This is a genomic window from Pseudomonas sp. S09G 359 (assembly GCF_002843605.1).
GTDB lineage: Bacteria > Pseudomonadota > Gammaproteobacteria > Pseudomonadales > Pseudomonadaceae > Aquipseudomonas.
Window position 1 is genome coordinate 5,494,514 of the sequence record NZ_CP025263.1, and the last position, 24,689, is coordinate 5,519,202.

Sequence of the window (24,689 nt, forward strand, 5' to 3'; positions counted from 1 at the left end):
GGAGGGGCGGGGCGACGATTCGACTTGCTCGCGAAGGCGGTGTATCAGTGATGAATGTATCGACTGACACTCCGCCTTCGCGAGCAAGCCCGCTCCCACATTTGTTTGTGGGTTTTACCAGGAAAATTCGAGTTGCTCGTTGCCCGTACTGAGGTCCAGCAACCGCACCCCAATCCCCAACAACCGCACCGGCTTTCCGCCACGGTTAAACGCCTGAGTCATCAGTTGTTGATAACTCTCCAGGTCCCGCCCTGCCCCCGCCTGCTCCAGGGTGGTCTGGGTAAAGTCATGAAACTTCACCTTAACGAACGGCTTGCCTGCACGGTAGCTGCTGTCGATGCGCGCCATGCGCCCGGCCAGGGTTTCCATCAGCTCGGGCAGTTTGGCCAGGCAGCTTGAAAGATCCGGCAGGTCAACGTCGTAGGTATTTTCCACACTGATGGATTGCCGCCGGCTGTCGTTGTGCACCGCGCGGTCATCAATCCCACGAGCCAGGCTCCACAGTCGCTCGCCAAAACTGCCGAATTCGCGCACCAGCGCCAGCTTGTTCCATTCGCGCAGTTGCAGGCAGTCTTCGATGCCCAGGCGCGCCAGCTTATCGGCCGTGACCTTGCCCACGCCGTGCAACTTGCTCACGCGCAACTGCGAGACAAAGTCCTCGACCTGATCCGGGGTAATCACAAACAGGCCGTTGGGTTTCTTCCAGTCACTGGCGATCTTGGCCAGGAACTTGTTCGGCGCCACGCCGGCAGACACGGTGATATGCAGCTGGTTGGAGACACGCCGACGGATATCCTGCGCGATGCGCGTGGCGCTGCCGCCAAAATGCGCGCAATCGGACACATCCAGGTAGGCCTCGTCCAACGACAGCGGTTCGATCAGGTCGGTGTAGTCGCGAAAGATCGTGTGGATTTCCTTCGACGCTTCTTTATAGGCATCCATGCGCGGCTTGACGATGGTCAGGTCCGGGCACAGCTTCAAGGCATGGCGTGACGACATGGCCGAGCGCACACCGTAGGCCCGCGCCTCGTAATTGCAGGTGGCGATCACCCCGCGCCGGTCTGCCGAGCCGCCAACCGCCAGCGGCTTTTGCGCCAGGCTCGGGTCATCGCGCATCTCGATGGCGGCGTAAAAACAGTCACAGTCGACGTGGATGATTTTGCGTTGCGTCATATAAACAGGAGGTTGATTCAACAGATGGCCAGTATCTCACTCACCCCTGTATATAGCACCAGTAGTTTGAATCTTCCGCCTGAGCGGTAGGAAAATCCCTAGATGAATTTATTTTCTCAATCGAATTTGGCATCCCAATAGAGCTGAAACCCTTGGCCAGACTGGCCCGGAGCGCTGAAAGCAGCCCTTATGGAGAGCTAAGCGATTGAACCACAAGCGCTTTTTTTCAAATCGCGGGTTGACACACTCGCGTTCCTCTGTAGAATGCCGACACACAGACGCGGGATGGAGCAGTCTGGTAGCTCGTCGGGCTCATAACCCGAAGGTCGTCGGTTCAAATCCGGCTCCCGCAACCAAACATCAAAAAAGGCTACTCGAAAGAGTGGCCTTTTTTGTGCGCGCCTGTTTTACCCCTGTACGAAAATTGTAAGACAGAAAAATCTTTGCCCGTCGAGCACTTACCGCGCATGGTTGGCATTCAGCGGCTAATTCACACTTATTTGACCCATTAGCCCATTAACGGTTGACACCCCGCCGCTGGGCTGTAGAATGCCGCCCACAGACGCGGGATGGAGCAGTCTGGTAGCTCGTCGGGCTCATAACCCGAAGGTCGTCGGTTCAAATCCGGCTCCCGCAACCAAACATCAAAAAAGGCTACTCGAAAGAGTGGCCTTTTTTGTATCCGGTGAAAAAGTTCTTCTGAAACAATGGCATGGCATCTTTCATGAAACCGTACACGGTTTGTAGAGTCCATCTCATTGCAAGCTATGCTCAATGCTCAAGCGCTACCCTCTACGACCAATGGCCGCTGTCGCCGCACCCGGTGATACGCGTTAATATTTGTAATTATTTTGTCCATAGGGATTGGTAACTTGGCTGGATACCTCCATCCTGTCGCGCACAATCCACGAGGTGATTGATGCGCGCCAACTCGTCTGAACCACAAGACACTGTTACAGCAGAACAACCGATCGCTCCCACCCGTTTGCGCTGGTTGGATCTGTTGAGCAAATATCGGCAACCCATCGGGTTGGCCGTGACCCTGTTGCTGTTCGCAATCGCCTTGATCGCCTGCCGACACCTGCTGCTGGAGCTGGATCTTTACGCCCTCCACGACTCGATCCTGGAGGTGCCCAAGCCTGCGTTGCTGGGTGCATTTGCCGCAGCGGTCGTAGGCTTCATCATCCTGCTGGGCTATGAATTTTCCGGCGCACGTTATGCCGGGGTAAAACTGCCGGCCAAGACCCTGGCCCTCGGCGGCTTTACCGCCTTTGCCATCGGCAATGCCATTGGCTTGTCGATGCTCTCGGGCGGCTCGGTGCGTTACCGTTTATATGCACGCCATGGCATCGGGGCTTCAGAAGTTGCCCACATGACCGTGTTTGCCAGCCTGTCGCTGGGCTGCGCACTGCCGCCGTTGGCCGCATTGGCCACCTTGAGCAACTTGCCAGCGGCGTCCACCTATTTGCATTTACCGCAAAGCCTGCTCGGCGGTATTGCTGGCGCCGTGCTGCTGCTGTCGGCTGTGCTGTGCATCGGCATCTATCGCCGCCGCCTGCCGGAACAACCCTACCCGGACAACCTGCTGGTCAAGGCCGGCCGCCGCACGCTGCGCCTGCCTGGCCGGCGCCTGACCTTCCTGCAACTGATCATCACCGCATTGGATGTCGCGGCCGCTGCTACTGTCCTTTATATGCTGTTGCCGGAAGCCCCGCCCTTTGGCCCGTTCCTGCTGGTGTACCTGCTGGCCCTGGCCGCCGGCGTGCTCAGCCATGTACCCGGTGGCGTCGGTGTATTCGAAGCGATCCTGCTCGCCGCCTTCGCCGACAAGCTCGGTGCCGCGCCATTGGCCGCCGCCCTGCTGCTGTACCGCATGATCTACGTAGTGCTGCCTCTGTTGATCGCCTGTGTTTTCCTGCTGGTCAATGAAGCGCAACGCCTGTTCCAGACCCAGCAAAGCCTGCGGGTGGCTTCGGGCCTGGCGGCGCCGGTATTGGCCGTACTGGTTTTTTTGTCCGGCGTGGTCCTGCTGTTTTCCGGCGCCACGCCAGAAATCGACTCACGCCTGGAAAACATCGGCTTCCTGATTCCCCACCGCCTGATTGACGCTTCGCACTTTGGTGCCAGCCTGATCGGTGTGCTGTGCCTGCTGCTGGCCCAGGGCCTGCGTCGACGCTTGTCGGCGGCCTGGATGCTGACCATGGTGCTGTTGCTGGTGGGCGCCCTGCTCTCGCTGCTCAAAGGCTTCGACTGGGAAGAAGCCAGCCTGATGACCATGACCGCGGTGCTGCTGGCGATTTTCCGGCGCTCGTTCTACCGCGCCAGCCGCCTGACCGAACTACCGTTTTCACCGCTGTACCTGGTGGCCAGCGTCTGCGTGCTGGGGGCTTCGATCTGGCTGCTGCTGTTTGCCTACCAGGATGTGCCTTACAGCCATCAACTGTGGTGGCAGTTCACCCTCGACGCCAACGCCCCGCGTGGCCTGCGTTCGCTGCTGGGCGCCGCCGTGTTGCTGGTGATCGTGTCGCTGACCTGGTTGTTGCGCACCGCGCGCCCGGTGATCCACCTGCCGACACCCGAGGAGCTGGAGCGTGCGACCAAGATCCTGATGGAGTCGTCGCAACCCGACGGCGGCCTGGCACTGACCGGAGACAAGGCGCTGCTGTTTCACCCCAACGACGAAGCCTTCCTGATGTATGCCCGTCGCGGGCGCAGCCTGGTGGCTTTGTACGACCCGATCGGCCCGACCCAACCGCGCGCCGAAATGATCTGGCAGTTCCGCGACCTGTGTGACATCCACCACGCGCGCCCGGTGTTCTACCAGGTGCGGGCCGAGAACCTGCCCTACTACATGGACATCGGTCTCACCGCGATCAAGCTGGGCGAAGAAGCCCGCGTCGACCTCAAACGCTTTGACCTGGAAGCCAAGGGCAAAGAGATGAAGGACCTGCGCTACACCTGGAACCGTGGCACCCGGGACGGCCTGTCCCTGGAGATCCATGAACCGGGCCAGGCGCCGATGGACGAGCTGAAGGTCATCTCCGATGCCTGGCTGACCGGCAAGAACGTGCGGGAAAAAGGCTTTTCCCTGGGACGATTCAGCGACGACTACCTCAAGCACTTTCGCATCGCGATCATTCGCTTCGAAGGGCACCCGGTAGCCTTCGCCAACCTGCTCGAGACCTACAACCATGACCTGGCCAGTCTCGACCTGATGCGCGCCCACCCGGACGCGCCCAAGCTGACCATGGAATTCATGATGGTCGGCCTGATTCAACACTATAAGAGTCACGGCTACGCCCGCTTCAGCCTCGGCATGGTGCCGTTGTCGGGCCTGCAACCGCGACGTGGCGCCCCGCTGACCCAACGCCTGGGCTCGATGGTGTTCCGCCGTGGCGAGCAACTGTATAACTTCCAAGGTTTGCGCCGCTTCAAAGACAAGTTCCAGCCTGACTGGGAACCCCGTTACATGGCCGTGCCCGCAGGACTTGATCCGCTGGTGGCACTGGCCGATACCGCCGCCCTGATCGCGGGCGGCTTGACTGGATTGGTGAAACGCTGATGATTCGACGCTCCTGGCGGTATGTATTGGCCTTAGTAGTGCTGCTCGCGCTGATCGCGGCGGGCGGCTTTTGGTACTGGAACCGCCCTGCCCCGCAGCCCGTCCTGGAGCAACTGCCCCAGGCCGATGGCTCGGTGATGACCCGCGTGACCCCTGCCGGCACCGCCAAGGCCCGTGTGGCCGTGGCCGTGATGGCCGATGAAACCCTGACCGACAGCCAACTGATCGCGCTTAGCCAGGGCGGCAAGGCGCAGATCGTTCAAGTGGTCCTGCCCAAGGATGACTGCAAGCTGCAGGAACAAGCGCTGCAAAACGCCCTGGGCCAGCTCCAGGGCCAGGCCACGCTGGTCAGCGGCATCGGCCCTGGCGCTGCACTCGCCTGGCGCTGGCTGGCCACCCAGAGCGACGACAAGGCCAACGCCATCTCCGTCGGCTTCGCCCTGGTACAGGAAGGCTGCAAGGACCCACTGCCGAAAACCGCCGCCCACGGCAATTGGCTGGTGGCCTGGAACGACAACCCTGACGATGAAAGCGCCAGTTTCGTCCGCGACACACCGCGCGCCACCACCAGCATCAGCGACTACGACATTCACTACCCGCAAGTACTGAACAACGAGCTGCGCAAGCAACTGGTGGGCTCGGACAACGGCGGCCTGGCGATTCCCGTGGTCGAAGTGCCCGCTGGCCAGGCCAAAGACACCGTGACCCTGTTCCTGTCCGGTGATGGCGGCTGGCGTGACCTGGACCGCGACGTGGCCGGCGAAATGGCCAAGATCGGCTACCCGGTGGTCGGCATCGACACCCTGCGCTACTACTGGCAGCACAAGACCCCGGAACAGAGCGCCAAGGACCTGACCGAGCTGATGCAGCACTACCGTCAGAAGTGGGGCACCAAGCGTTTCGTGCTGACCGGTTATTCGTTCGGCGCCGACGTGCTGCCCGCGATCTACAACCGCCTGCCGGAAAACGAACAGCAGCGGGTCGACGCGATCATCCTGCTGGCCTTCGCCCGCACCGGCAGCTTTGAAATCGAAGTGGAAGGCTGGCTGGGCAACGCCGGCAAAGAAGCCGCCACCGGCCCGGAAATGGCCAAGCTGCCGGCTGACAAAGTGGTGTGCATCTACGGTGCCGAAGAAGTCGACGAGAGCGGCTGCACCGACAAGACCGCCGTCGGCGAGGCGCTGAAGCTGCCGGGCGGGCATCACTTCGATGAGAACTACCCGGCGCTGGCGCAGCGCTTGGTGGACATCATTGTGAAGCACCAGGCCAAGGACAAAGCTGAGTAACTTCAAGCTGTAAGCAGATTAAAAATGTGGGAGGGGGCTTGCCCCCTCCCACATTTGTTTTGGATTGTCAGGAATATCTAACGCGGTTCGATGTGGGCAATCATCAACTGCACGGTTTCATTGCCACGAAACTCGTTCACATCCAGCTTGTAGGCCAATTCCACCCAACGCACGGTCGGGTTCGGCCAGACATCACGGTCCACACCAAACGCAATGCCGTCGAGCTTCACAGAGCCGCATTCGCTCTTGAGCACGACCTTCAGGTGCCGCTCCCCTACCACCCGCTGCTCTACCAGTTGAAACACCCCGTGAAACAACGGCTCGGGAAAGTGCTGCCCCCATGGGCCGGCATGCCGCAATGCGCGCGCCAGTTCCAGGTGGAACTCTTCCACGGCCAGGGTCCCGTCGGACAGCAGGCGTCCGGTCAGGTCTTCTTCGCGCAGTTGCCGACGTACTTCGGCATCAAAGGCTTCGGCAAACAGCGGGAAGTTTTCCTCGGGCAAGGTCAGCCCCGCCGCCATGGCGTGGCCGCCGTACTTGGCGATGAGGTTGGGATGCTGGCTGGCGACCACCGCCAGGGCATCACGGATGTGAAAACCCTGCACAGAGCGCCCAGAGCCCTTGAGCAGGCCGTCACCGGCGTCGGCGAAGGCGATGGTCGGGCGGAAGTAGCGCTCTTTCATACGCGACGCCAGGATCCCGATCACGCCCTGGTGCCACTCCGGGTCGAACAGGCACAGGCCATAGGGCATCGATTCCACCGGCAAGTCCTTGAGCTGGGCCAGGGCCTCGCGCTGCATGCCTTGCTCGATGGATTTGCGGTCCTGGTTCATGCCGTCCAATTGCGCGGCCATTTCCCGTGCTGCGCCCACATCGGTGGTCAGCAGGCATTCGATGCCCAGGCTCATGTCATCCAGGCGCCCGGCCGCGTTCAGGCGTGGCCCGAGGATAAAACCGAGGTCGGTGGACGTGATACGCGCCGCATCGCGCTTGGCCACTTCGAGGATCGCCTTGATCCCCGGCCGCGCACGCCCGGCACGGATACGCTCCAGGCCCTGGTGCACGAGGATGCGGTTGTTGGCGTCCAGGGGCACCACGTCGGCGACGCTGCCGAGGGCCACCAGGTCGAGCAGCTCGCCGATGTTCGGTTGGGGCTTGTTGTCATACCAGCCCAGGCTGCGCAAACGCGCGCGCAAGGCCATCAGCACATAGAAGATCACACCGACGCCGGCCAGCGCCTTGCTCGGGAACTCGCAGCCGGGCTGGTTCGGGTTGACGATGGCATCCGCCGCGGGCAACTCATCCCCGGGCAAGTGGTGGTCGGTCACCAACACCTGCAAGCCCGCCGCTTTCGCCGCCGCCACGCCTTCGACGCTGGAGATGCCGTTGTCCACGGTGATCAGCAACTGCGGCTCGCGCTGCAAGGCTACGGCGACGATTTCCGGGGTCAGGCCATAGCCGTATTCGAAACGGTTGGGCACCAGGTAGTCGACATGAGCCGCGCCGAGCAAACGCAGGCCCAGGGTCCCCACAGTACTGGCGGTGGCACCATCGGCGTCGAAGTCGCCGACGATCAGGATGCGCTGGCGCTGTTCCAGCGCGGTCACCAGCAGGTCTACCGCCGCGTCGATGCCCTTGAGCTGCTGGTAGGGGATCAACCGTGCCAGGCTCTTGTCCAGCTCGGCTTCGGACTGCACCCCGCGCGCGGCGTAGAGACGGGTCAACAGCGGTGGCAGTTCACCGAGAAACGGCAGGACAGCGGGCAGCGGGCGGGGTTCGATACGCATGGGGTGACGGGGGCTTCTCTTCTGATACAACGGTTAAACAACAATTCTGAAATCAATAGCGATCAGATGTGGGAGCTGGCTTGCCTGCGATTCAGGCGACTCGGTAAAGCAGTGATACCGCGCAGATGCTTTCGCGAGCAAGCCCGCTCCCACACAAGCAAGCTCCAAGGCTTTTCAGCCGCGCTCGCCGACCAGCCATTGCAGTTGTACTTCATGCTGGCCGCGATCATCGGTGACGAAAATCGTGCCTTCGCTGATCATCACGTCCCACTTGATCACGCGGGGCATGTCCTTGGCCAGGGTCTCGAGGATTTCCTGAGGCACGGCAGCGATGTGCACGTTTTTCAGGTTGTTGGCCACCGGCACCACTTTGCCTTCCCACACACGCAGGCTGCCGTACGCCAACAGGCTGGTGCGTTCGGTGCGGCGCGAACACCAGGTCAGGCGGTCGGCGTCGGGCTGACCGACTTCAATCCAATGCAAAACCCGGTCATCCAGGCTTTTTTCCCACAGGGCTGGCTCGTCTACATCTGACAGACCACGGCCGAACGCCAACTGCTCGTTGTAGAAGAGGGCGTAGGCCAGCAAGCGCACAGTCATGCGCTCTTCGGTTTCCGAAGGGTGACGGGCGATGGTCTGTTTCACGCTCTCGTACACCGAGCGATCGAGGTCGGTGAGGTTGAGTTCGAATTTGTAGGTCGTGGACGGCTGGGCCATGAACGGGCTTCTAGAGACAGGGAAAGGCGGCCAGTCTAACCGATGGTGAGGCCATTCAACGAATCCTGCACTGCATTGAGCCGCCCGCCTATGTTAAAAGGCATCACACCACCGCCCCGCGCAGACAAGGATCCCCATGTCGTTTAATGCCAAACCGCTTGCCGGCCTGAAAGTCATCGAACTCGGCACCCTGATCGCCGGCCCGTTCGCGTCACGCATCTGCGCCGAATTCGGCGCCGAGGTGATCAAGGTCGAATCCCCGGACGGCGGCGATCCCCTGCGCAAATGGCGCAAGTTGTACGAGGGCACTTCACTGTGGTGGTTTGTGCAGGCACGTAACAAAAAGTCGCTGACGCTGAACCTCAAGCACCCGGACGGCCTGGCGATCCTCAAGCAGCTGCTGGCGGATGCCGACATCCTGATCGAAAACTTCCGCCCCGGCGTGCTGGAGAAACTCGGCCTGAGCTGGGAAACCCTGCACGCGCTCAACCCCAAGCTGGTGATGGTGCGGCTCTCGGGCTTTGGCCAGACCGGGCCGATGAAAGACCAACCGGGGTTTGGCGCAGTGGGCGAATCCATGGGCGGGCTGCGCTACATCACCGGTTTCGAGGACCGCCCGCCAGTGCGCACCGGGATCTCCATCGGCGACTCTATCGCCGCGTTATGGGCGGTGATCGGCGCGCTGATGGCACTGCGTCATCGCGAGGTCAACGGCGGCCTCGGCCAGGTGGTGGATGTGGCCCTGTATGAAGCCATCTTCGCCATGATGGAAAGCATGATCCCGGAGTTTGATGTGTTCGGGTTCATTCGCGAACGCACCGGCAACATCATGCCGGGCATCACGCCGTCCTCCATTCACACCAGCGCGGACGGCAAGCATGTGCAGATCGGCGCCAATGGTGATGCAATCTTCAAGCGTTTCATGACGGCCATCGGCCGCGAGGATTTGGCGAATGATCCGCAGCTGGCCAGCAATGACGGGCGCGACAGCCGCCGCGATGAGCTGTATGGGGTAATTGATCGTTGGGTCAATTCGCTGCCACTGGACCAGGTGGTGGAACAGTTGAATCAGGCCGATGTGCCCGCCAGCCGCATCTACAGCGCCGAGGACATGCTCGGTGACCCGCAATTCCTCGCGCGGGAAATGTTCCTCAAGGCCCAGCTTCCCGGCGGCAAGGACTTCAAGATGCCAGGCATCGTGCCTAAGCTGTCGGATACGCCGGGCAGCTGCGAATGGGTGGGGCCGCAGCTGGGCGAACACAACACGGTGGTGCTGCACGAGCTGGGCTACGACGCCGCCGCCATCGTGCGTTTGCGTGAGGCAGGCGCGATCTGATGACGCCTCGGTGCCGGCGCTGGCTCCCGCAACTGTGCGTCGCCGGCGTGATATTTGGCGGCTGGCCCCTGTCGGCGAATGCCGACGCCACCTTGACCTGGTTGCTGCGCGACCTGCCGCCACTGACCATTTTCGAAGGGCCGAAAAAAGGCCAGGGTGCACTGGACCAACTGCTGCCGATCCTCATCGAGCGCTTGCCGGAATACCGCCATCAGGTACTGCACGTCAATCGCGCGCGCGGCATGCAAATGCTGCGCGAGCCCAGGCTCAGCTGTGACCCCTCGTTGCTGTGGACGCCGGAGCGGGCCAGATACATGGTGTTTTCCAGCCAGGCGTTTGTGGTCGCCAGCAACGGCATCACGCTCCGGCGCAGCCAGCAGGAAGGCATGGCGCCGTTTATCGTCGACGGCCAGTTTGATCTGCAAGCGTTTCTCCAAGCCCATCAAGCACGGGTCGGGATCATCGCCGAGCGCAGCTACGGGCCCGTCATCGATGCGCAGCTCAAGCGGGCCGACCCGCACATACTGGCGCTGCATTACGGTAACGATGCCTTGGGCAGCCTGTTACAGATGCAGCGCCTGGCGCGGCTGGAGGCGGTGCTCGGCTACTGGCCGGAAATCCGCTATCACGCGATGCAACAAGGCATCCCTGCCGACGACCTGAGCTTCTACCCCATCAAAGGCTCGGCGCCCTACCAACGTACGCATATCGGTTGCGCCGATACGCCCCAGGGCCGCCAGGCCATGGAACGGATCAACCAGGTGCTGCGCGAGGTTCCCCTTGAGCAGGTGCAGCAATCCTACGCTTCATGGCTGGACCCGATGATGCGCGCGCATTACCTGCGTGATAACCCGAGTTTTTTCCAGGACTCGCCCGAGCCCTGAAAGGCCATGGGACAAATTCCAGGCAAAAAGAAACCCCGAAGAGTGGGGAGACAATTCGGGGTTAAACGTGGCCTACAAAGACCAGTACAGCAAGGCACAAACACCGGAGCACAATGTTTGCTCTTGCTGTTACGAAATCTGACAGGGCATCACGTAGGAAGTTTCCACATATAAACAATTCTTCATGCAACAGCAGTGCTGCGAGTCTGGGCAGCGTTGCGCAAGGCCGCGATGACCGACGGTTCCAGGCGCCCTTCGGCAATCTTAAGGTCGCGCAGCAGGCAGTCCACTACGTCCACCAGCACGCGTTTGTCCATCAATTGCGCGCGGTCGACTTCGCGCTCGACCACGATGGCGCCAGCAGGGTTCTTCACGGTCACCAGGCAGTCGCCCTGCACACCAGAGGTGGTCAGCGTAACCTGATAAGGGCTCAGTGCTTCTTCGAGCAATAGGCTGATACTTTCCATCTCGATCACCACTCAATAGTTCGGGAACAAGCGTTTCAACGGGAGCTGCATCTATCCTAAGTGACTGTTTGTGACGTAGGAAAGTTCGCTTTATCGTCTTTATGGGGCCGTCGGGGGATGACGTATCCAGCATGCGCTTGCAACATGACAAGTAAAAAACGGCGGCACATAACTGCTTACGCAATGGGTGGCTGTTTTGGGGTTTTCCGACGGCTGCTACCCGAGGCGAATCCTATACTCGATGAGTGCTCGCGCAGATAAACGCGCAGGTTGAAAGCCCTTATTGCGAAGGATAGAGATGATGGCGGAACAAAATGAACCACACGAGGCGACAGACAGAATGAACGCTGAGGTATCCCGCATTCTTGCTGAAATAGCACGTATGAACGCAGAGCAAAACAAACTCAACAAAGAATCCCTGAAGATAACCTGTGAGATTTTCTGGTACCCGGTGGCTATCGCGACTGGATTCTATGCCGCTGTGGGGACGGTAATCATAGTCGCACAAAAACTATTCTCGTAACGCTCGATCGGGCCTGCCATAAACAAAAAACGCCGCTGACCCCAGGAAGGGAAAGCGGCGTTTTTGTGTACGCGGTGTGCCTTACAACGGCTTACCACGGTTGCCATGCTGGCCCACAAACGCCTGCACAGCCTTCAGGTCATTGGCCAATACCGTGCAACGTTCTTCGCGCTCGAACAGGTCAGCCAAGTGCTCCGGCAGTTCCAGCGCCTTGCCAACACCCGCCTTCTCCACCGCTTCCGGGAATTTGACCGGGTGGGCGGTGCCCAGGATCACCATCGGGATGTCCAGGCTGCGACGGCATTCGCGGGCGGCCTTCACACCAATGGCGGTGTGCGGGTCCAGCAGCTCGCCGGTCTGGGCGTAGACTTCAGCGATGGTTTCGCAGGTCTGCTGATCGTCTACAGCCAGCGAGTCGAACAGCTTGCGGGTTTCGGTCCAGCGCTCTTGTTCAACGCTGAAACCGCCACCTTGCTTGAAGCTGTTCATCAGCTCGGCCAGCGCAGCGCCGTTACGGCCGTGCATGTCGAACAGCAAACGCTCGAAGTTCGACGAGACCATGATGTCCATGGACGGCGACAAGGTGGCGTGCAGGGTTTCCTTGACGTACTGGTTGCCGCTCATGAAGCGGTGCAGGATGTCGTTGCGGTTGGTGGCGACGATCAACTGGTTGATCGGCAGGCCCATGTTGCGCGCCAGGTAACCGGCGAAGATATCGCCGAAGTTGCCGGTCGGCACCGAGAACGACACCGAGCGCGCCGGGCCGCCCAACTGCAGGGAGGCGTGGAAGTAGTAGACGATCTGGGCCATGATCCGCGCCCAGTTGATCGAGTTCACTGCCACCAGGCGCGTGCCCTTGAGGAAGCTTTGGTCAGCGAAGCTGTTCTTGACCATTTCCTGGCAGTCATCGAAGTTGCCTTCGATGGCGATGTTGTGGATGTTCTCACCGAAGATGGTGGTCATCTGGCGACGCTGCACTTCCGACACCCGCTTGTGCGGGTGCAGGATGAAGATGTCGACGTTTTCGCAGTGCTTGCAGCCTTCGATGGCGGCCGAGCCGGTGTCACCCGAGGTGGCACCGATGATCACCACGCGCTCGCCACGCTTCTCCAGCACGTAATCCAGCAGACGACCCAGCAGTTGCAGGGCGAAGTCCTTGAACGCCAGGGTCGGGCCGTGGAACAGCTCCAGTACCCACTCGTTGCCATTCAGCTGGCGCAGGGGGGCGATGGCGCTGTGGGAAAATACGGCGTAGGTCTCTTCCAGAATTTTCTTGAAATCCGCATCCGGAATGCTGCCGGTGACGAACGGGCGCATCACCCGGAACGCCAACTCGTGGTACGGCAGGCCGGCCCACGAAGCGATTTCTTCCTGGGTGAAGCGTGGCAGGTTTTCCGGCACGTACAGGCCGCCGTCAGTGGCAAGGCCTGCCAGCAAAACGTCTTCGAAATTCAGGGCCGGTGCCTGGCCGCGGGTGCTGATGTAACGCATGACTGGCTCCTCTAAAACATTCTCGAACAGGGGCCGCCGAACGCACGGGGCCCCTGGAACAGATCGGTTAGTTCAGGTGTTCGACACGAATACGCACCACCGGGCCTACGACGCCTTGCAGGGCTTCGAGCGCAGCGATGGCATCATTGATGTGCTGCTCCAGCACGCGGTGGGTCAGCAGGATCATCGGCACCTGGCCGTTTTGCTCCTCGACTTCCTTCTGCATGATCGACTCGATGTTGATACCACGCTCCGACAGGATGCTGGCCACCTGGGCCAATACGCCGGGGTGATCCTTGGCCTGGATGCGCAGGTAGTAGGCGCTTTCGCACGCCTCGATCGGCAGGATCGGGTGGGCCGACAGCGAATCCGGCTGGAAGGCCAGGTGCGGCACGCGGTTTTCCGGGTCGCTGGTCATGGCGCGAACCACGTCCACCAGGTCGGCGATCACCGACGACGCCGTCGGCTCCATGCCGGCGCCGGCGCCGTAGAACAGGGTCGAACCTGCCGCATCACCGTTGACCATCACCGCGTTCATCACGCCATTGACGTTGGCGATCAGGCGATCAGCCGGGATCAGCGTCGGGTGCACACGCAACTCGATACCGGCCGGGGTGCTGCGCGCCACGCCAAGGTGCTTGATGCGGTAGCCCAGGGCTTCGGCGTAGTTGACGTCAGCAGTGGTCAGCTTGGTGATGCCTTCGGTGTAGGCCTTGTCGAACTGCAGCGGGATACCAAAGGCGATGGACGCCAGGATGGTCAGCTTGTGGGCAGCGTCGATGCCTTCCACGTCGAAAGTCGGGTCGGCTTCGGCGTAACCCAGGGCCTGGGCTTCGGCCAGCACGTCTTCGAAGGTACGGCCCTTCTCGCGCATTTCCGTGAGGATGAAGTTACCGGTGCCGTTGATGATGCCGGCCACCCAGTTGATGCGGTTGGCGGACAGGCCTTCACGGATCGCCTTGATCACCGGGATGCCACCGGCCACGGCGGCTTCGAACGCCACGATCACGCCCTTCTCGCGGGCCTTGGCGAAGATCTCGTTGCCGTGCACGGCGATCAGCGCCTTGTTGGCGGTGACCACGTGCTTGCCGTTCTCGATGGCCTTGAGCACCAGCTCGCGGGCCACGGTGTAACCACCCACCAGCTCGATGACGATATCGATTTCAGGGTTGGTGGCCACGGCGAATACATCGTTGGTAATCGCAATACCGGTCGTTTCGAACTGAGGCTTTGGCGAACGCGTGGCAATTTGCGCCACTTCAATCCCGCGACCTGCGCGGCGGGAAATTTCCTCAGCGTTACGCTGAAGTACGTTTAAGGTGCCGCCACCGACGGTCCCTAACCCACAGATGCCTACTTTGACCGGTTTCACTGAAGAACTCCCCATGAAACGGCCGACGCTAGGTCGGCCGTGGAAAACAGCCGCACGACTGCGGCTTTCAATTTGATGGCCCGTCGACTTATCCACAGGCCATGATCGTCAAAGGTTCGACGATGCTGGTTTATTTGGCACTCAGCGCCAGTTTGGCAACTTGTGGTGCCGGCTGGTAGCCCGGAATCACTTGGCCGTCAGCCAAAACGATGGCCGGTGTACCGTTCACACCGATGGACTGGCCCAGGGCGAACTGTTTGGAAACCGGGTTGGCGCACTTGGCGGCCTTGATTTCCTTACCATCGACCATCTTGTCCATGGCTGCTTTCTTGTCGGCCGAGCACCATACGGCTTGCAGCTGCTCGTCACCCGGCGAGCCGAGGCCCTGGCGCGGGAACGCTACGTAGCGCACTTCCACGCCCAGCTTATTCAGCGCCGGCACTTCGGCGTGCAGCTTGTGGCAGTACGGGCAGGTGGTGTCGGTGAACACGGTGATGTGGGTCTTGGTTTCGCCGATGGCCGGGTAGACCACGGTTTCAGCCACCGGAATACCGTTGATCAGCTTGGACACGCCCAGGCGCTCGGCTTTCTCGGTGAGGTTGACCGGCTTGCCATCCTTCAGCTGGAACAGGTAGCCCTGGACGATGTACTGGCCGTCGGCACTGGCGTACAGCACACGGCTGCCTTTGAGCTTGACTTCATACAGGCCGGCCATCGGGCTGGCACTGATGCTTTCGATCGGCGTGTCGAGTTGCAGGTTGGCCAAGCTCTTGCGAATGGTTTGCTCGGCGGCGTCATCCGCGACAACAAAAGTGGAAACCAACGCAATCGCTGCGGCGGCAATAATCTGGGTCAAGCGCATGGGAACTCCTGAAGGCAGATGCAGGGACGGCAAGGAACACCGATCTTGAAACACGGGCAGTGGCCGTCCCCTTTGCTAACCGGCAAAGCCTACCACAGTTGGGCCGCAGGGCAGCCCGTGGCGGGATAAATTGGCGGTTTTCACCCGCGCGGGTGGTGCTTGGCGTGCATATCCTGCAAACGTGCGCGCGCCACATGGGTGTAGATTTGGGTTGTGGATAAGTCGCTGTGCCCGAGCAGCATCTGCACCACGCGCAAATCCGCACCGTGGTTGAGCAAATGGGTGGCGAATGCATGACGCAACGTGTGGGGCGACAGCGTCTTACTAATCCCGGCGACCTTGGCCTGATGCTTGATACGGTGCCAGAAGGTCTGGCGGGTCATTTGCTCGCCACGCAGGCTGGGGAACAGCACATCGCTGGGGCGCCCACCGAGTAATTCGCTGCGCGCATCGCGCATGTAGCGCTCGACCCACACAATTGCCTCTTCGCCCATGGGCACCAGCCGCTCCTTGCTACCCTTGCCCATTACCCGCAACACGCCCTGGCGCAGGTTGACTTGCTCCAGGGTCAGGCTGATCAGTTCGGTCACCCGCAGGCCGCAGGCGTACAGCACCTCCAGCATGGCGCGGTCACGCTGGCCAATCGCCTCGCTCAAGTCGGGCGCCGCGAGCAAGGCATCCACGTCAGCTTCCGACAGGGATTTAGGCAATGGCCGGCCCAGTTGCGGCATATCGATCTGCAGCGTCGGGTCGAGGACGATCAACTTTTCCCGCAGCAGGTAGCGATAAAAGCCACGTACACCGGAGAGAAACCGCGCGGTGGAGCGCGGCTTGTAGTTCTGCTCCAGGCGCCATGCCAGGTGATCGAGGATCAACTCGCGGCCGGCGTTGATCAGTTCGAGGTTGTTTTCCTGCAGCCAGCCATTGAACAGGGCCAGGTCACTGCGATAGGCCTGGCGGGTGTTGTCTGACAGGCCTTTTTCCAGCCACAGGGCGTCGAGGAAGCGGTCGATCAAGGGATGGTCAATGGCAGGCATGGGAACTCAAGGCTTGGGAGAAATGTTGTCAGTGACATCCTATCGCGGGCAAGCCCACTCCCACAGGGGAATGCATTCCAAATGTGGGAGCTGCGACTCGGTTGCGGCTCAGTCTGCAAACCCGGGCAACACCGGCACCGGGCGCTTGTCGGCATCAATCGCGACAAAGCTGAACACGCCCTGGATGGCCTTTTCGCGGCCATCGGCACTCATGCTCTCGACGAATACTTCCACCTCGACCTTGAGGCTGGTGTTGCCGACTTTGATCACGCGGCCGATCAATTCCACGATGGAACCGGCCGGGATCGCGTGATTGAAGTCGATGCGGTCGGTAGACACCGTCACCAGCGGCAGACGGCAAAAACGCGTGGCGGTGATGAACGACACTTCATCCATCCACGCCAGGGCAGTACCGCCGAACAGGGTGTTGTGGTGGTTGGTGGTCGGCGGGAACACGGCCTTGGTCACGTGGGTCACGGACAGGTCGGTGCGACGCTGGATTTCTTCGAGGCGGGTGGTCATGGACAAGTACCGGCAAATAGGCAAATTTCAGGCACAAAAAAGCAGCCCGTAGGCTGCTTTTTTCTGCATCGGGAAGCTGGACTTAAGCCAGTTTTTCCTTGATGCGAGCTGCTTTACCGGACAGGTCACGCAGGTAGTACAGCTTGGCTTTACGTACGTCACCGCGACGTTTAACGGCCATGCTGTCGATTTGCGGGCTGTAGGTCTGGAAAGTACGCTCTACGCCAACACCGTTGGAGATTTTACGAACAGTGAAAGCACTGTTCACACCACGGTTACGCTTGGCGATTACAACGCCTTCGAACGCTTGCAGACGCGAACGGTCGCCTTCCTTCACTTTCACCTGAACGACAATGGTGTCGCCTGGGGCAAAGGTAGGGATTTCTTTGGTCATCTGCTCTGCTTCGAGTGCAAGGATGATTTTGTTAGTCATGCTGTGCTCCTAAGGTAAGTCAATGGACCTACCATCGATACGTTGTTAACTATCGTCCCGCGCGAGGATGTATTCCTCGAGCAGCTTCTTCTCTTCTCCAGAAAGCGAGCGGCTTTCCAGAAGATCGGCGCGTCGTTCATAGGTCCGACCAAGGGACTGCTGTAAACGCCAACGCCGGATGTGTGCGTGATTGCCACTTAGCAATACGTCGGGAACACGCTGATCCGCATACACCTCCGGTCGGGTGTAGTGCGGGCAATCCAGCAAACCATCCGTGAAGGAATCTTCCTCCGCGGAGTCCGCATGCCCTAAAGCTCCAGGCAGCAGTCGTGTAACCGCATCTATCAGGACCATCGCCGGCAGCTCGCCGCCAGACAGGACATAGTCCCCAATCGACCACTCTTCATCGACATGAGCTTCAATAAAACGCTCGTCAATGCCTTCATAGCGACCGGCAATCAGGATCAATGCTTCCTCATTCGCCAGTTCGCGCACCGCAGCCTGTTTCAGCTGGCGGCCTTGAGGGGACAGGTAAATTACCTTCGCCTTCTCCCCGGCAGCAGCCTTGGCCTGAACCAATGCGTCTTCCAGGGGCTTGATCTTCATCACCATGCCCGGGCCACCGCCAAATGGGCGATCGTCCACAGTGTGATGTCGATCCGTCGTGTAGTCTCGCGGGTTCCAACAGGTGAGCTGCAACAGCCCCTGTTTCACCGCCCGACTGGTGATGCCGTACTCGCTGATGGCGGAGAACATCTCGGGAAACAAACTGATCACTTCAATGCGCAAATTAGCCACGCTTAGAAGTCCGCGTCCCATTCCACCTTCATCTCGCCCGCTGCCAGGTCGACGGCCAACACACATTGCTCGGTATAGGGCAACAGGCGTTCGCGATCATCCAGGCTGCCAGCGCAAGGCTTGACCACCATTACATCATTGGCGCCGGTTTCCAGAAGATGATCGATTTTCCCGAACAATTGCCCGAGTTGATCAATAACCTTCAGACCTTCCAGCTGGTACCAGTAGTACTCGCCGTCGGTCAATTCAGGGAACAGGTCTCGCGGCACGCAGATCTCATAACCGGCCAGAAGACGAGCTTCTTCACGATCATCAAGACCCTTGAGCTTTGCGACCAGGAACTTATCGCTCCCGCGTCCACTGACCAGCTCGACCTGTTTCACACTACCTTCGCGCTTGAGCGTCCAGGTTTTGTACTGCAACAGGTTTTCAGTCGGATCAGTAAAGGAATACACCTTCACTTCGCCGCGAACGCCATGAACAGAGTAAATCTTGCCGATAACGATCAAATCATCAGCAACAGCTGGCGTCGCGTTCATATTGCTCAGGCTGCGGCCTTAGCCGAGTCCTTCAACAGTTTTGCAACGCGCTCGGATGGCTGTGCACCAACGCTCAGCCAGTAGGCTACGCGCTCTTGGTTCACGGACAGACGAACTTCTTGACCACGAGCAACAGGGTTGAAGAAACCAACCTGTTCCTTGTGCGAACCGTCGCGCGGGTTGCGGCTGTCGGTTACGGTCAAGTGGTAAAACGGGCGCTTTTTGGAGCCGCCGAGGGCAAGACGGATTGTTAGCATGTGAAGATCGTTCCTGTAGTCGGTGCTGCAAATCTAAATGCACAGCGGGCATAGGTGCCCGAAAGGCCGCATATTCTAAGGAATATCCGGACTTTTGCAAATGTCTTTTTCTGGCGCCTATCAGCGTGCCATTCAGATCTGCTATAGAGCCGTCGGTTAAAACGGCAGGTCAGCCCCCGCCAACGGCGGGTTTGCTGGAGATCCCACATCCTTGTGGGGCGGAGCAGGAGCAGGCTCCCGCTCGAATTCTTTACATTTTTGGCATGCCGCCGCCGGGCAACATACCGCCCATGCCGCGCATCATCTTGGCCATCCCGCCCTTGGCGGAGAATTTCTTCATCATCTTCTGCATCTGCTTGTGTTGCTTGATCAAGCGACCGATGTCCTGCACCTGGGTGCCGGAACCCATGGCGATCCGACGCTTGCGCGAACCGCTGATCAGCTCAGGGTCGCGGCGCTCGGCCGGGGTCATGGAGTTGATGATGGCTTCCATCTGTTTGAACTGCTTCTCTGCCGCGCCCTGGGCATTGCCCATTTGCGCCAGGTTCACACCGCCCATGTTCGGCAGCTTGTCCATCAGGCCGCCGAGGCCGCCCATGTTCTTCATCTGTTGCAGCTGGTCACGGAAGTCTTCGAGGTCGAAGCCCTTGCCCTTCTTCAGCTTCTTGGCGAGTTTCTCGGCCTTGTCCTTGTCGAGGGTGGCTTCGGCCTGTTCGATCAGGCTGAGCACGTCGCCCATGCCGAGGATGCGCGAGGCGATACGCTCCGGGTGGAACGGCTCGAGCGCGTCGCTCTTCTCGCCCATACCGATGAACTTGATCGGCTTGCCGGTGATGGCGCGCACCGACAGCGCAGCACCGCCACGGGCGTCGCCGTCGACCTTGGTGAGGATCACGCCGGTCAGCGGCAGTGCGTCGCCGAAGGCCTTGGCGGTGTTGGCCGCATCCTGGCCGGTCATGGCGTCGACCACGAACAGCGTCTCGACCGGGTTGATCGCGGCATGCAGCGCCTTGATCTCGCCCATCATTTCTTCATCGATGTGCAGGCGACCGGCGGTATCGACGATGACCACGTCGATGAACTTCAACCGCGCTTCTTTAATAGCCGCGTTGGCGATGTCGACCGGCTTCTGGCTCAGGTCGGACGGGAAGAAGGTCACACCGACTTCGCCCGCGAGCATTTCCAGCTGTTTGATAGCGGCCGGACGGTACACGTCAGCCGACACCACCATGACCGACTTCTTCTTGCGCTCTTTAAGGAAGCGCGCCAGTTTGCCGGCGGTGGTGGTCTTACCCGCACCTTGCAGGCCAGCCATCAGCACCACGGCCGGTGGCACGGCGCTGAGGTTCAGGTCTTCGTTGGCTGCGCCCATCAGGCTTTCGAGTTCGGCCTGGACGATCTTCACAAACGCCTGGCCCGGGGTCAGGCTGCGCGACACTTCGGTGCCGACCGCGCGCTCTTTGACCGAGTTGACGAAGTCCTTGACCACAGGCAAGGCCACGTCGGCTTCCAGCAACGCCATGCGCACTTCGCGCAGGGTGTCTTTAATATTGTCCTCGGTCAGCTTGGCCTTGCCGGTAACGTGGCGCAGCGTCTGCGAGAGACGGTCAGTCAAGTTTTCAAACATGCGCGATCCTTTCTGGCCCTATGGTAGACCGAGGTAATGGCGGCCCAGGCTGTGGTAAATCGCTATTAAAAACAGCGCTCGGCGAGCCTGCGGCGTGGGCAGGTCGCGGATTATAGCGAAGACTGCGCCCATGCACACCCGCTGTCTGGCCCGGGAGTCTTTCGTGGAACGCAGGGGTATGCCAAACTCAGCGCCTTTCGGGCTTGTCTATCAGGATTTATGGTCCCCTTGTCACCCAGTTTGCTACCCAGCCTCGCCGCCGCCATCTTGTATGCCGCTGCGACCCTCTATCAGGGCACTCGTCTGGCCCAAGGCGCCAAGGCGGACAAACGTCTGCTGGTAGGCCTGGGCGTCCTCGCCCTGCTGGCCCATGCCGCGAGCCTGTTCACCCACTTGATGACGCCGGTGGGCCTGGGCCTGGATTTTTTCAGCGCCGCCAGCCTGATCGCCGCGGCCGTCATCGCGCTGACGCTGATGGCCTGCTACCGAATCCCGGTCGAAAACCTGCTGGTCCTGCTGTTCCCCTTGGGGCTGCTGACGGTGCTGCTGGCGCAATTCGCCCCGACCGGCACTGTGCAGGTCATTGATGAAGAGCCGGGTATCCTCGCGCATATCCTGCTGTCGATCCTCGCGTACGGCATGTTCACCATTGCGGTGTTCCAGGCCTTGCTCCTGCTGCTGCAGGACCACCAGCTCAAGCACAAGCATCCGTCCGGGCTGATCAAGAACTTCCCGCCGCTGCAAACCATGGAAAGCCTGTTGTTCGGCTTCCTGTGGGCCGGCTGGACCCTGCTGTCGCTGTCGCTGATCTCCGGCTGGCTGTTCGTCGAAAACCTGTTCGCCCAGCACCTGGTGCACAAGACCCTGCTGGCGTGCCTGGCCTGGGTCGTATTCAGCGTCCTGCTGTGGGGCCGCAACCGCCTCGGCTGGCGCGGGCACAAGGCGATCCGCTGGACCCTGGCCGGTTTCTGCCTGCTGATGCTGGCCTACTTCGGCAGCAAGCTGGTTCGCGAATACATCCTGCATATCTGACGGGCGGCGATCATGGACAACTTGCCCCTGGGGCCGATGCTCGCGGTAATCGCCTTGCTGGTGTTATGGGCGGCGCTGTTTACCGCCATCGAAGCCGCCCAACAACACCTGCTGGCCCTGCGCCCCGGCACCCGCCAGGGTGACAAGGCCGCCGCCCGCCTGAGCTTCCCGCGTAACAGCCTGATCCTGTGCAACAGCCTGTGCCGCGCCGCCGTAGTGATCCTGTGCACCCTGCTGGCGATCTACGCTTGGGCGCAGAACGGCCCGTGGCTGGGCTGGCTGATTTCCTGCGCCGTGCTGCTGATACTCGCCGACTACCTGCCCCGCGCCCTGGCCACCCGCCATCCGCAGGCGGTGCTGGGCTTTGGTAACACGCTGTTGGGCGTGCCGCTGAAAATCCTCTACCCCCTGGCCTGGCTGCTCAATGGCATCAGCCTGTTGCTGCTGCGCCCATTCGCGCGCAAATCCGGCGTGGTGAAAAGAAGCGATGAACCGCTGCCCGACCACGATGACGAGCCTGAACCGGATGTCGACGACAGCCGTACCCCCGGCATGCCCGGCATCCACGCCCTGGACAACATCACCGTCAACGACATCCTGGTGCCACGCAGCGAAGTGGACGGCATCAACCTGGATGACTCGATCGAAGAGATCATCGAACAGCTGCGTACGTCCCAGCGCACGCGCCTGCCGGTGTTCCACAGTGACATCAACCAGGTCGAGGCCGTGCTCAACACGCGGCAGATCCAGCACCTGCTGCCTGATGCCAGCCTGACCAAAGAGGCGTTGCTCGCCGCCTGCCACGAGCCTTACTTCGTCCCGGAAAGTACGCCCCTGCAACTGCAGTTGCTGAACTTCCACAAACAGCAGCGGCGCCTGGGCATGGTGGTGGACGAGTATGGCGAAGTGCTGGGCATTGTCACCCTGGAAGATATCCTCGAAGAAATCGTCGGCGAATTCGAAAGCGATCAGGCTGTGGATAACCCCCATATCGAAGCCCAGCCCGATGGCCGCTACATCATCGACGGCGCCGCTTCGATCCGCGAACTGAACAAGAGCCTGGGCTGGCACCTGCCCAGCGACGGCCCCAAAACCCTCAACGGCCTGGTGACCGAAGCGCTGGAGACCATCCCGGATTGCGCGGTGTGCCTGAAAATCGGGCGCTATCGCCTGGAAATCCTCGAGACCGAGGACAACCGCGTGGCCAAGGTGCTGATCTGGCACACCAGCCGCGTGCCCGTCGCGGCATAACTTCCCGGCACACCACAATCAAATGTGGCAGGGGGCTTGCCCCGAATGCGGTGTGTCAGTCAGCTCATCTTGAACTGACACACCACAATCGGGGGCAAGCCCCCTCCCACATTTTGTTTTGCGGCGCTCCAACTACTTGTTGTATTTCAAAACCCCTTCCTATAATCGGTGCGGCTTACCAGAGCCCCGCCCGACCGCGTGCTACCCGCACTCCGCGCGTCCAGGCACCGCTGCATCGTGTCTAACCGGTGTTCGCTCCCATCCCGAGCCACCCCGCGCACTACCCTGATCCATGGGTGTTCGACCAATAATAATCCGCGTCCAAACGCGCAATGACCGTCAGGGATACCTCAATGAGCACCACCTATAACGAGGCCGCGACCGCCGCCCCGACCAACTCGACCGCCCGCGTCGCTACCGCGAGCATCGTCGGCACCGCCATCGAGTTTTACGATTTCTATATCTACGCTACGGCTGCCGCGCTGGTGATCGGGCCAGTGTTCTTTCCGCAGACCTCCGGCACCGCGCAGATGCTGGCGTCGTTCCTGACCTTCGGTATCGCCTTTATCGCCCGCCCGCTGGGCTCGGCACTGTTCGGCCACTTTGGCGACCGCATCGGGCGCAAGTCCACGCTGGTGGCCTCTTTGCTGCTGATGGGCGTGTGCACCACGCTGATCGGCTTGCTGCCCGGCTATGACAGCATCGGGGCCTGGGCGCCGATCCTGTTGTGTGTGCTGCGTTTCGGCCAGGGCCTGGGGCTTGGCGGTGAATGGGGCGGCGCGGCCTTGCTGGCCACCGAGAACGCGCCCAAGGGCAAGCGCGCCTGGTTCGGCATGTTCCCGCAACTGGGCCCATCGATTGGCTTCCTGGCGGCGAACGGTTTGTTCCTGATCCTGGCCATGAGCCTGAATGACGAGCAGTTCCGCAGCTGGGGCTGGCGCATCCCGTTCATCCTCAGCGCCGCGCTGGTGATGGTCGGCCTGTATGCGCGATTGAAGCTGCATGAAACCCCGGTATTCGCCAACGCCGTGGCCAAGGAAAAACCGGTAAAAGTGCCGCTGGTGGAGCTCTTCAGCCAACATTGGCTGCCCGTGCTGCTGGGCGCCGCGTCGATGGTGGTGTGCTATGCGCTGTTCTATATCACCACGGCGTTTTCCCTGAGCTATGGCGTGTCCACGCTGGGCTACAGCCGCGAAACCTTCCTCGGCCTGCTGTGTTTTGCCGTGCTGTTCATGGGCTTGGCCACGCCGCTGGCGGCCTTGGCCAGTGATCGCTACGGGCGCAAGCCGGTGCTGGTCGTCGGCGCGGTGCTGGCGATTCTCTCGGGCTTTACCATGGAGCCGCTGCTGACCCACGGTTCAACCTGGGCCGTTGCGCTGTTCCTGGCGCTGGAGCTGTTCCTGATGGGCGTGACCTTCGCACCGATGGGCGCGATGCTGCCGGAGCTGTTCCCGACCCGTGTGCGTTATACCGGCGCTTCAGCGGCGTATAACCTGGGTGGGATCGTCGGCGCTTCGGCCGCACCGTTCTTCGCGACCAAGCTGGTGGCGATGGGCGGGCTGAGTTATGTCGGCGGGTATGTGTCGGCGGCAGCGTTGCTCAGCTTGATTGCTGTGCTGTGCCTGAAAGAGACGCGGGATAATGATTTGAACAAGGTTGCCTGATAGACCGCTTTCGCGAGCAAGCCCGCTCCCACATTTTGAATGTATTCACAGTTCAAAATGTGGGAGGGG

Annotated in this window: 22 protein-coding genes and 2 tRNA genes; 10 read left to right on the forward strand and 14 right to left on the reverse strand. The window is 60.7% G+C overall.

Annotation, left to right across the window (positions count from 1 at the left end; all coding sequences use genetic code 11):
• Positions 1 to 114 precede the first annotated feature (114 nt).
• Complete coding sequence (dinB, locus tag CXQ82_RS25180) at positions 115 to 1,173, reverse strand: DNA polymerase IV (RefSeq protein ID WP_101272794.1); 1,059 nt, start codon at positions 1,171 to 1,173, stop codon at positions 115 to 117.
• A 279-nt stretch (positions 1,174 to 1,452) separates the two neighbouring features.
• Here dinB and CXQ82_RS25185 point away from each other — a divergent pair.
• The 4 genes from CXQ82_RS25185 to CXQ82_RS25200 all read left to right on the forward strand — a co-directional run bounded on the left by CXQ82_RS25185 (position 1,453) and on the right by CXQ82_RS25200 (position 6,021).
• A tRNA-Met gene (locus CXQ82_RS25185) sits at positions 1,453 to 1,529 on the forward strand.
• Positions 1,530 to 1,736: 207 nt separating this feature from the next.
• Positions 1,737 to 1,813 (forward strand) — tRNA-Met (locus CXQ82_RS25190).
• A 279-nt stretch (positions 1,814 to 2,092) separates the two neighbouring features.
• Positions 2,093 to 4,735 (forward strand): bifunctional lysylphosphatidylglycerol flippase/synthetase MprF, encoded by a 2,643-nt coding sequence (mprF, locus tag CXQ82_RS25195; RefSeq protein WP_101272795.1) that lies wholly within the window; start codon positions 2,093 to 2,095, stop codon positions 4,733 to 4,735.
• Complete coding sequence (locus tag CXQ82_RS25200) at positions 4,735 to 6,021, forward strand: virulence factor family protein (RefSeq protein WP_101272796.1); 1,287 nt, start codon at positions 4,735 to 4,737, stop codon at positions 6,019 to 6,021. Before mprF ends, CXQ82_RS25200 begins: the two co-directional genes overlap by 1 nt.
• Positions 6,022 to 6,098: 77 nt before the next feature.
• Here the strand turns inward: CXQ82_RS25200 and recJ are convergent, their stop codons facing one another.
• The gene (gene recJ / locus CXQ82_RS25205; protein ID WP_101272797.1) at positions 6,099 to 7,808 is read right to left on the reverse strand and encodes a single-stranded-DNA-specific exonuclease RecJ; all 1,710 of its coding nucleotides are present in this window, start codon (positions 7,806 to 7,808) and stop codon (positions 6,099 to 6,101) included.
• 174 nt (positions 7,809 to 7,982) lie between these two features.
• Complete coding sequence (locus CXQ82_RS25210) at positions 7,983 to 8,525, reverse strand: YaeQ family protein (protein WP_101272798.1); 543 nt, start codon at positions 8,523 to 8,525, stop codon at positions 7,983 to 7,985.
• 136 nt (positions 8,526 to 8,661) lie between these two features.
• Here CXQ82_RS25210 and CXQ82_RS25215 point away from each other — a divergent pair, with 136 nt between their 5' ends.
• Positions 8,662 to 9,861, forward strand: a complete 1,200-nt coding sequence (locus CXQ82_RS25215; RefSeq protein ID WP_101272799.1) for a CaiB/BaiF CoA-transferase family protein — start codon at positions 8,662 to 8,664, stop codon at positions 9,859 to 9,861.
• Positions 9,861 to 10,745 (forward strand): TIGR02285 family protein, encoded by an 885-nt coding sequence (locus tag CXQ82_RS25220; protein WP_101272800.1) that lies wholly within the window; start codon positions 9,861 to 9,863, stop codon positions 10,743 to 10,745. Before CXQ82_RS25215 ends, CXQ82_RS25220 begins: the two co-directional genes overlap by 1 nt.
• A gap of 182 nt (positions 10,746 to 10,927) precedes the next feature.
• Here the strand turns inward: CXQ82_RS25220 and CXQ82_RS25225 are convergent, their stop codons facing one another.
• Positions 10,928 to 11,212, reverse strand: a complete 285-nt coding sequence (locus tag CXQ82_RS25225) for a DUF3509 domain-containing protein (RefSeq protein WP_101272801.1) — start codon at positions 11,210 to 11,212, stop codon at positions 10,928 to 10,930.
• A 301-nt stretch (positions 11,213 to 11,513) separates the two neighbouring features.
• Between CXQ82_RS25225 and CXQ82_RS25230 the strand changes: the two genes are divergently transcribed.
• Positions 11,514 to 11,735 carry a hypothetical protein gene (locus CXQ82_RS25230; protein WP_101273867.1) on the forward strand — a complete coding sequence of 74 codons (222 nt, stop codon included), beginning with the start codon at positions 11,514 to 11,516 and terminating at the stop codon, positions 11,733 to 11,735.
• Positions 11,736 to 11,816: 81 nt separating this feature from the next.
• On the opposite strand, the gene thrC is transcribed toward CXQ82_RS25230, so the two are convergent.
• The 10 genes from thrC to ffh all read right to left on the reverse strand — a co-directional run bounded on the left by thrC (position 11,817) and on the right by ffh (position 20,673).
• A complete protein-coding gene (gene thrC, locus CXQ82_RS25235; RefSeq protein ID WP_101272802.1) occupies positions 11,817 to 13,226 on the reverse strand; it encodes a threonine synthase in 1,410 nt (469 codons plus the stop codon).
• Between the two features lie 67 nt (positions 13,227 to 13,293).
• Positions 13,294 to 14,598: a homoserine dehydrogenase gene (locus tag CXQ82_RS25240; RefSeq protein WP_101272803.1), complete on the reverse strand. Its 1,305-nt coding sequence runs from the start codon at positions 14,596 to 14,598 to the stop codon at positions 13,294 to 13,296.
• A 130-nt stretch (positions 14,599 to 14,728) separates the two neighbouring features.
• Positions 14,729 to 15,460, reverse strand: coding sequence for a thioredoxin fold domain-containing protein (locus CXQ82_RS25245; protein WP_064053737.1), 732 nt, complete (start codon positions 15,458 to 15,460; stop codon positions 14,729 to 14,731).
• 140 nt (positions 15,461 to 15,600) lie between these two features.
• Positions 15,601 to 16,497, reverse strand: coding sequence for a site-specific tyrosine recombinase XerD (gene xerD / locus CXQ82_RS25250; protein ID WP_101272804.1), 897 nt, complete (start codon positions 16,495 to 16,497; stop codon positions 15,601 to 15,603).
• Between the two features lie 108 nt (positions 16,498 to 16,605).
• Positions 16,606 to 17,019, reverse strand: coding sequence for an acyl-CoA thioesterase (locus tag CXQ82_RS25255; RefSeq protein WP_016977715.1), 414 nt, complete (start codon positions 17,017 to 17,019; stop codon positions 16,606 to 16,608).
• Positions 17,020 to 17,101: 82 nt separating this feature from the next.
• Entirely contained in the window at positions 17,102 to 17,452 is a 351-nt protein-coding gene (gene rplS, locus CXQ82_RS25260) for a 50S ribosomal protein L19 (RefSeq protein WP_003175895.1), read from the reverse strand.
• A 45-nt stretch (positions 17,453 to 17,497) separates the two neighbouring features.
• Complete coding sequence (gene trmD, locus CXQ82_RS25265; RefSeq protein ID WP_024077235.1) at positions 17,498 to 18,271, reverse strand: tRNA (guanosine(37)-N1)-methyltransferase TrmD; 774 nt, start codon at positions 18,269 to 18,271, stop codon at positions 17,498 to 17,500.
• The gene (rimM, locus tag CXQ82_RS25270) at positions 18,253 to 18,789 is read right to left on the reverse strand and encodes a ribosome maturation factor RimM (RefSeq protein ID WP_028617814.1); all 537 of its coding nucleotides are present in this window, start codon (positions 18,787 to 18,789) and stop codon (positions 18,253 to 18,255) included. The genes trmD and rimM overlap by 19 nt, the downstream gene beginning before the upstream one ends.
• 5 nt (positions 18,790 to 18,794) lie before the next feature.
• Positions 18,795 to 19,046 carry a 30S ribosomal protein S16 gene (rpsP, locus tag CXQ82_RS25275; RefSeq protein WP_003175899.1) on the reverse strand — a complete coding sequence of 84 codons (252 nt, stop codon included), beginning with the start codon at positions 19,044 to 19,046 and terminating at the stop codon, positions 18,795 to 18,797.
• A gap of 250 nt (positions 19,047 to 19,296) precedes the next feature.
• Positions 19,297 to 20,673: a signal recognition particle protein gene (ffh, locus tag CXQ82_RS25280; protein ID WP_101272805.1), complete on the reverse strand. Its 1,377-nt coding sequence runs from the start codon at positions 20,671 to 20,673 to the stop codon at positions 19,297 to 19,299.
• Between the two features lie 219 nt (positions 20,674 to 20,892).
• Between ffh and CXQ82_RS25285 the strand changes: the two genes are divergently transcribed.
• The 3 genes from CXQ82_RS25285 to CXQ82_RS25295 all read left to right on the forward strand — a co-directional run bounded on the left by CXQ82_RS25285 (position 20,893) and on the right by CXQ82_RS25295 (position 24,620).
• The gene (locus CXQ82_RS25285) at positions 20,893 to 21,705 is read left to right on the forward strand and encodes an inner membrane protein YpjD (RefSeq protein ID WP_101272806.1); all 813 of its coding nucleotides are present in this window, start codon (positions 20,893 to 20,895) and stop codon (positions 21,703 to 21,705) included.
• Positions 21,706 to 21,717: 12 nt separating this feature from the next.
• Positions 21,718 to 22,956: a transporter associated domain-containing protein gene (locus CXQ82_RS25290; RefSeq protein ID WP_101272807.1), complete on the forward strand. Its 1,239-nt coding sequence runs from the start codon at positions 21,718 to 21,720 to the stop codon at positions 22,954 to 22,956.
• 353 nt (positions 22,957 to 23,309) lie between these two features.
• The gene (locus CXQ82_RS25295) at positions 23,310 to 24,620 is read left to right on the forward strand and encodes an MFS transporter (protein ID WP_101272808.1); all 1,311 of its coding nucleotides are present in this window, start codon (positions 23,310 to 23,312) and stop codon (positions 24,618 to 24,620) included.
• The last annotated feature ends 69 nt before the right edge of the window (positions 24,621 to 24,689 follow it).

Coding starts and splice junctions, on each gene's coding strand:
- trmD (WP_024077235.1), bottom strand. CDS start 18,271: ATGGGACGCGGACTTCTAAGCGTGGCTAATTTGCGCATTGAAGTGATC.
- CXQ82_RS25215 (WP_101272799.1), top strand. CDS start 8,662: ATGTCGTTTAATGCCAAACCGCTTGCCGGCCTGAAAGTCATCGAACTC.
- thrC (WP_101272802.1), bottom strand. CDS start 13,226: ATGCGTTACATCAGCACCCGCGGCCAGGCACCGGCCCTGAATTTCGAA.
- CXQ82_RS25245 (WP_064053737.1), bottom strand. CDS start 15,460: ATGCGCTTGACCCAGATTATTGCCGCCGCAGCGATTGCGTTGGTTTCC.
- CXQ82_RS25295 (WP_101272808.1), top strand. CDS start 23,310: ATGAGCACCACCTATAACGAGGCCGCGACCGCCGCCCCGACCAACTCG.
- CXQ82_RS25225 (WP_101272801.1), bottom strand. CDS start 11,212: ATGGAAAGTATCAGCCTATTGCTCGAAGAAGCACTGAGCCCTTATCAG.
- ffh (WP_101272805.1), bottom strand. CDS start 20,673: ATGTTTGAAAACTTGACTGACCGTCTCTCGCAGACGCTGCGCCACGTT.
- recJ (WP_101272797.1), bottom strand. CDS start 7,808: ATGCGTATCGAACCCCGCCCGCTGCCCGCTGTCCTGCCGTTTCTCGGT.
- CXQ82_RS25220 (WP_101272800.1), top strand. CDS start 9,861: ATGACGCCTCGGTGCCGGCGCTGGCTCCCGCAACTGTGCGTCGCCGGC.
- dinB (WP_101272794.1), bottom strand. CDS start 1,173: ATGACGCAACGCAAAATCATCCACGTCGACTGTGACTGTTTTTACGCC.
- CXQ82_RS25200 (WP_101272796.1), top strand. CDS start 4,735: ATGATTCGACGCTCCTGGCGGTATGTATTGGCCTTAGTAGTGCTGCTC.
- mprF (WP_101272795.1), top strand. CDS start 2,093: ATGCGCGCCAACTCGTCTGAACCACAAGACACTGTTACAGCAGAACAA.
- CXQ82_RS25255 (WP_016977715.1), bottom strand. CDS start 17,019: ATGACCACCCGCCTCGAAGAAATCCAGCGTCGCACCGACCTGTCCGTG.
- CXQ82_RS25290 (WP_101272807.1), top strand. CDS start 21,718: ATGGACAACTTGCCCCTGGGGCCGATGCTCGCGGTAATCGCCTTGCTG.
- CXQ82_RS25230 (WP_101273867.1), top strand. CDS start 11,514: ATGGCGGAACAAAATGAACCACACGAGGCGACAGACAGAATGAACGCT.
- rpsP (WP_003175899.1), bottom strand. CDS start 19,046: ATGCTAACAATCCGTCTTGCCCTCGGCGGCTCCAAAAAGCGCCCGTTT.
- rplS (WP_003175895.1), bottom strand. CDS start 17,452: ATGACTAACAAAATCATCCTTGCACTCGAAGCAGAGCAGATGACCAAA.
- xerD (WP_101272804.1), bottom strand. CDS start 16,497: ATGCCTGCCATTGACCATCCCTTGATCGACCGCTTCCTCGACGCCCTG.
- CXQ82_RS25285 (WP_101272806.1), top strand. CDS start 20,893: ATGGTCCCCTTGTCACCCAGTTTGCTACCCAGCCTCGCCGCCGCCATC.
- rimM (WP_028617814.1), bottom strand. CDS start 18,789: ATGAACGCGACGCCAGCTGTTGCTGATGATTTGATCGTTATCGGCAAG.
- CXQ82_RS25210 (WP_101272798.1), bottom strand. CDS start 8,525: ATGGCCCAGCCGTCCACGACCTACAAATTCGAACTCAACCTCACCGAC.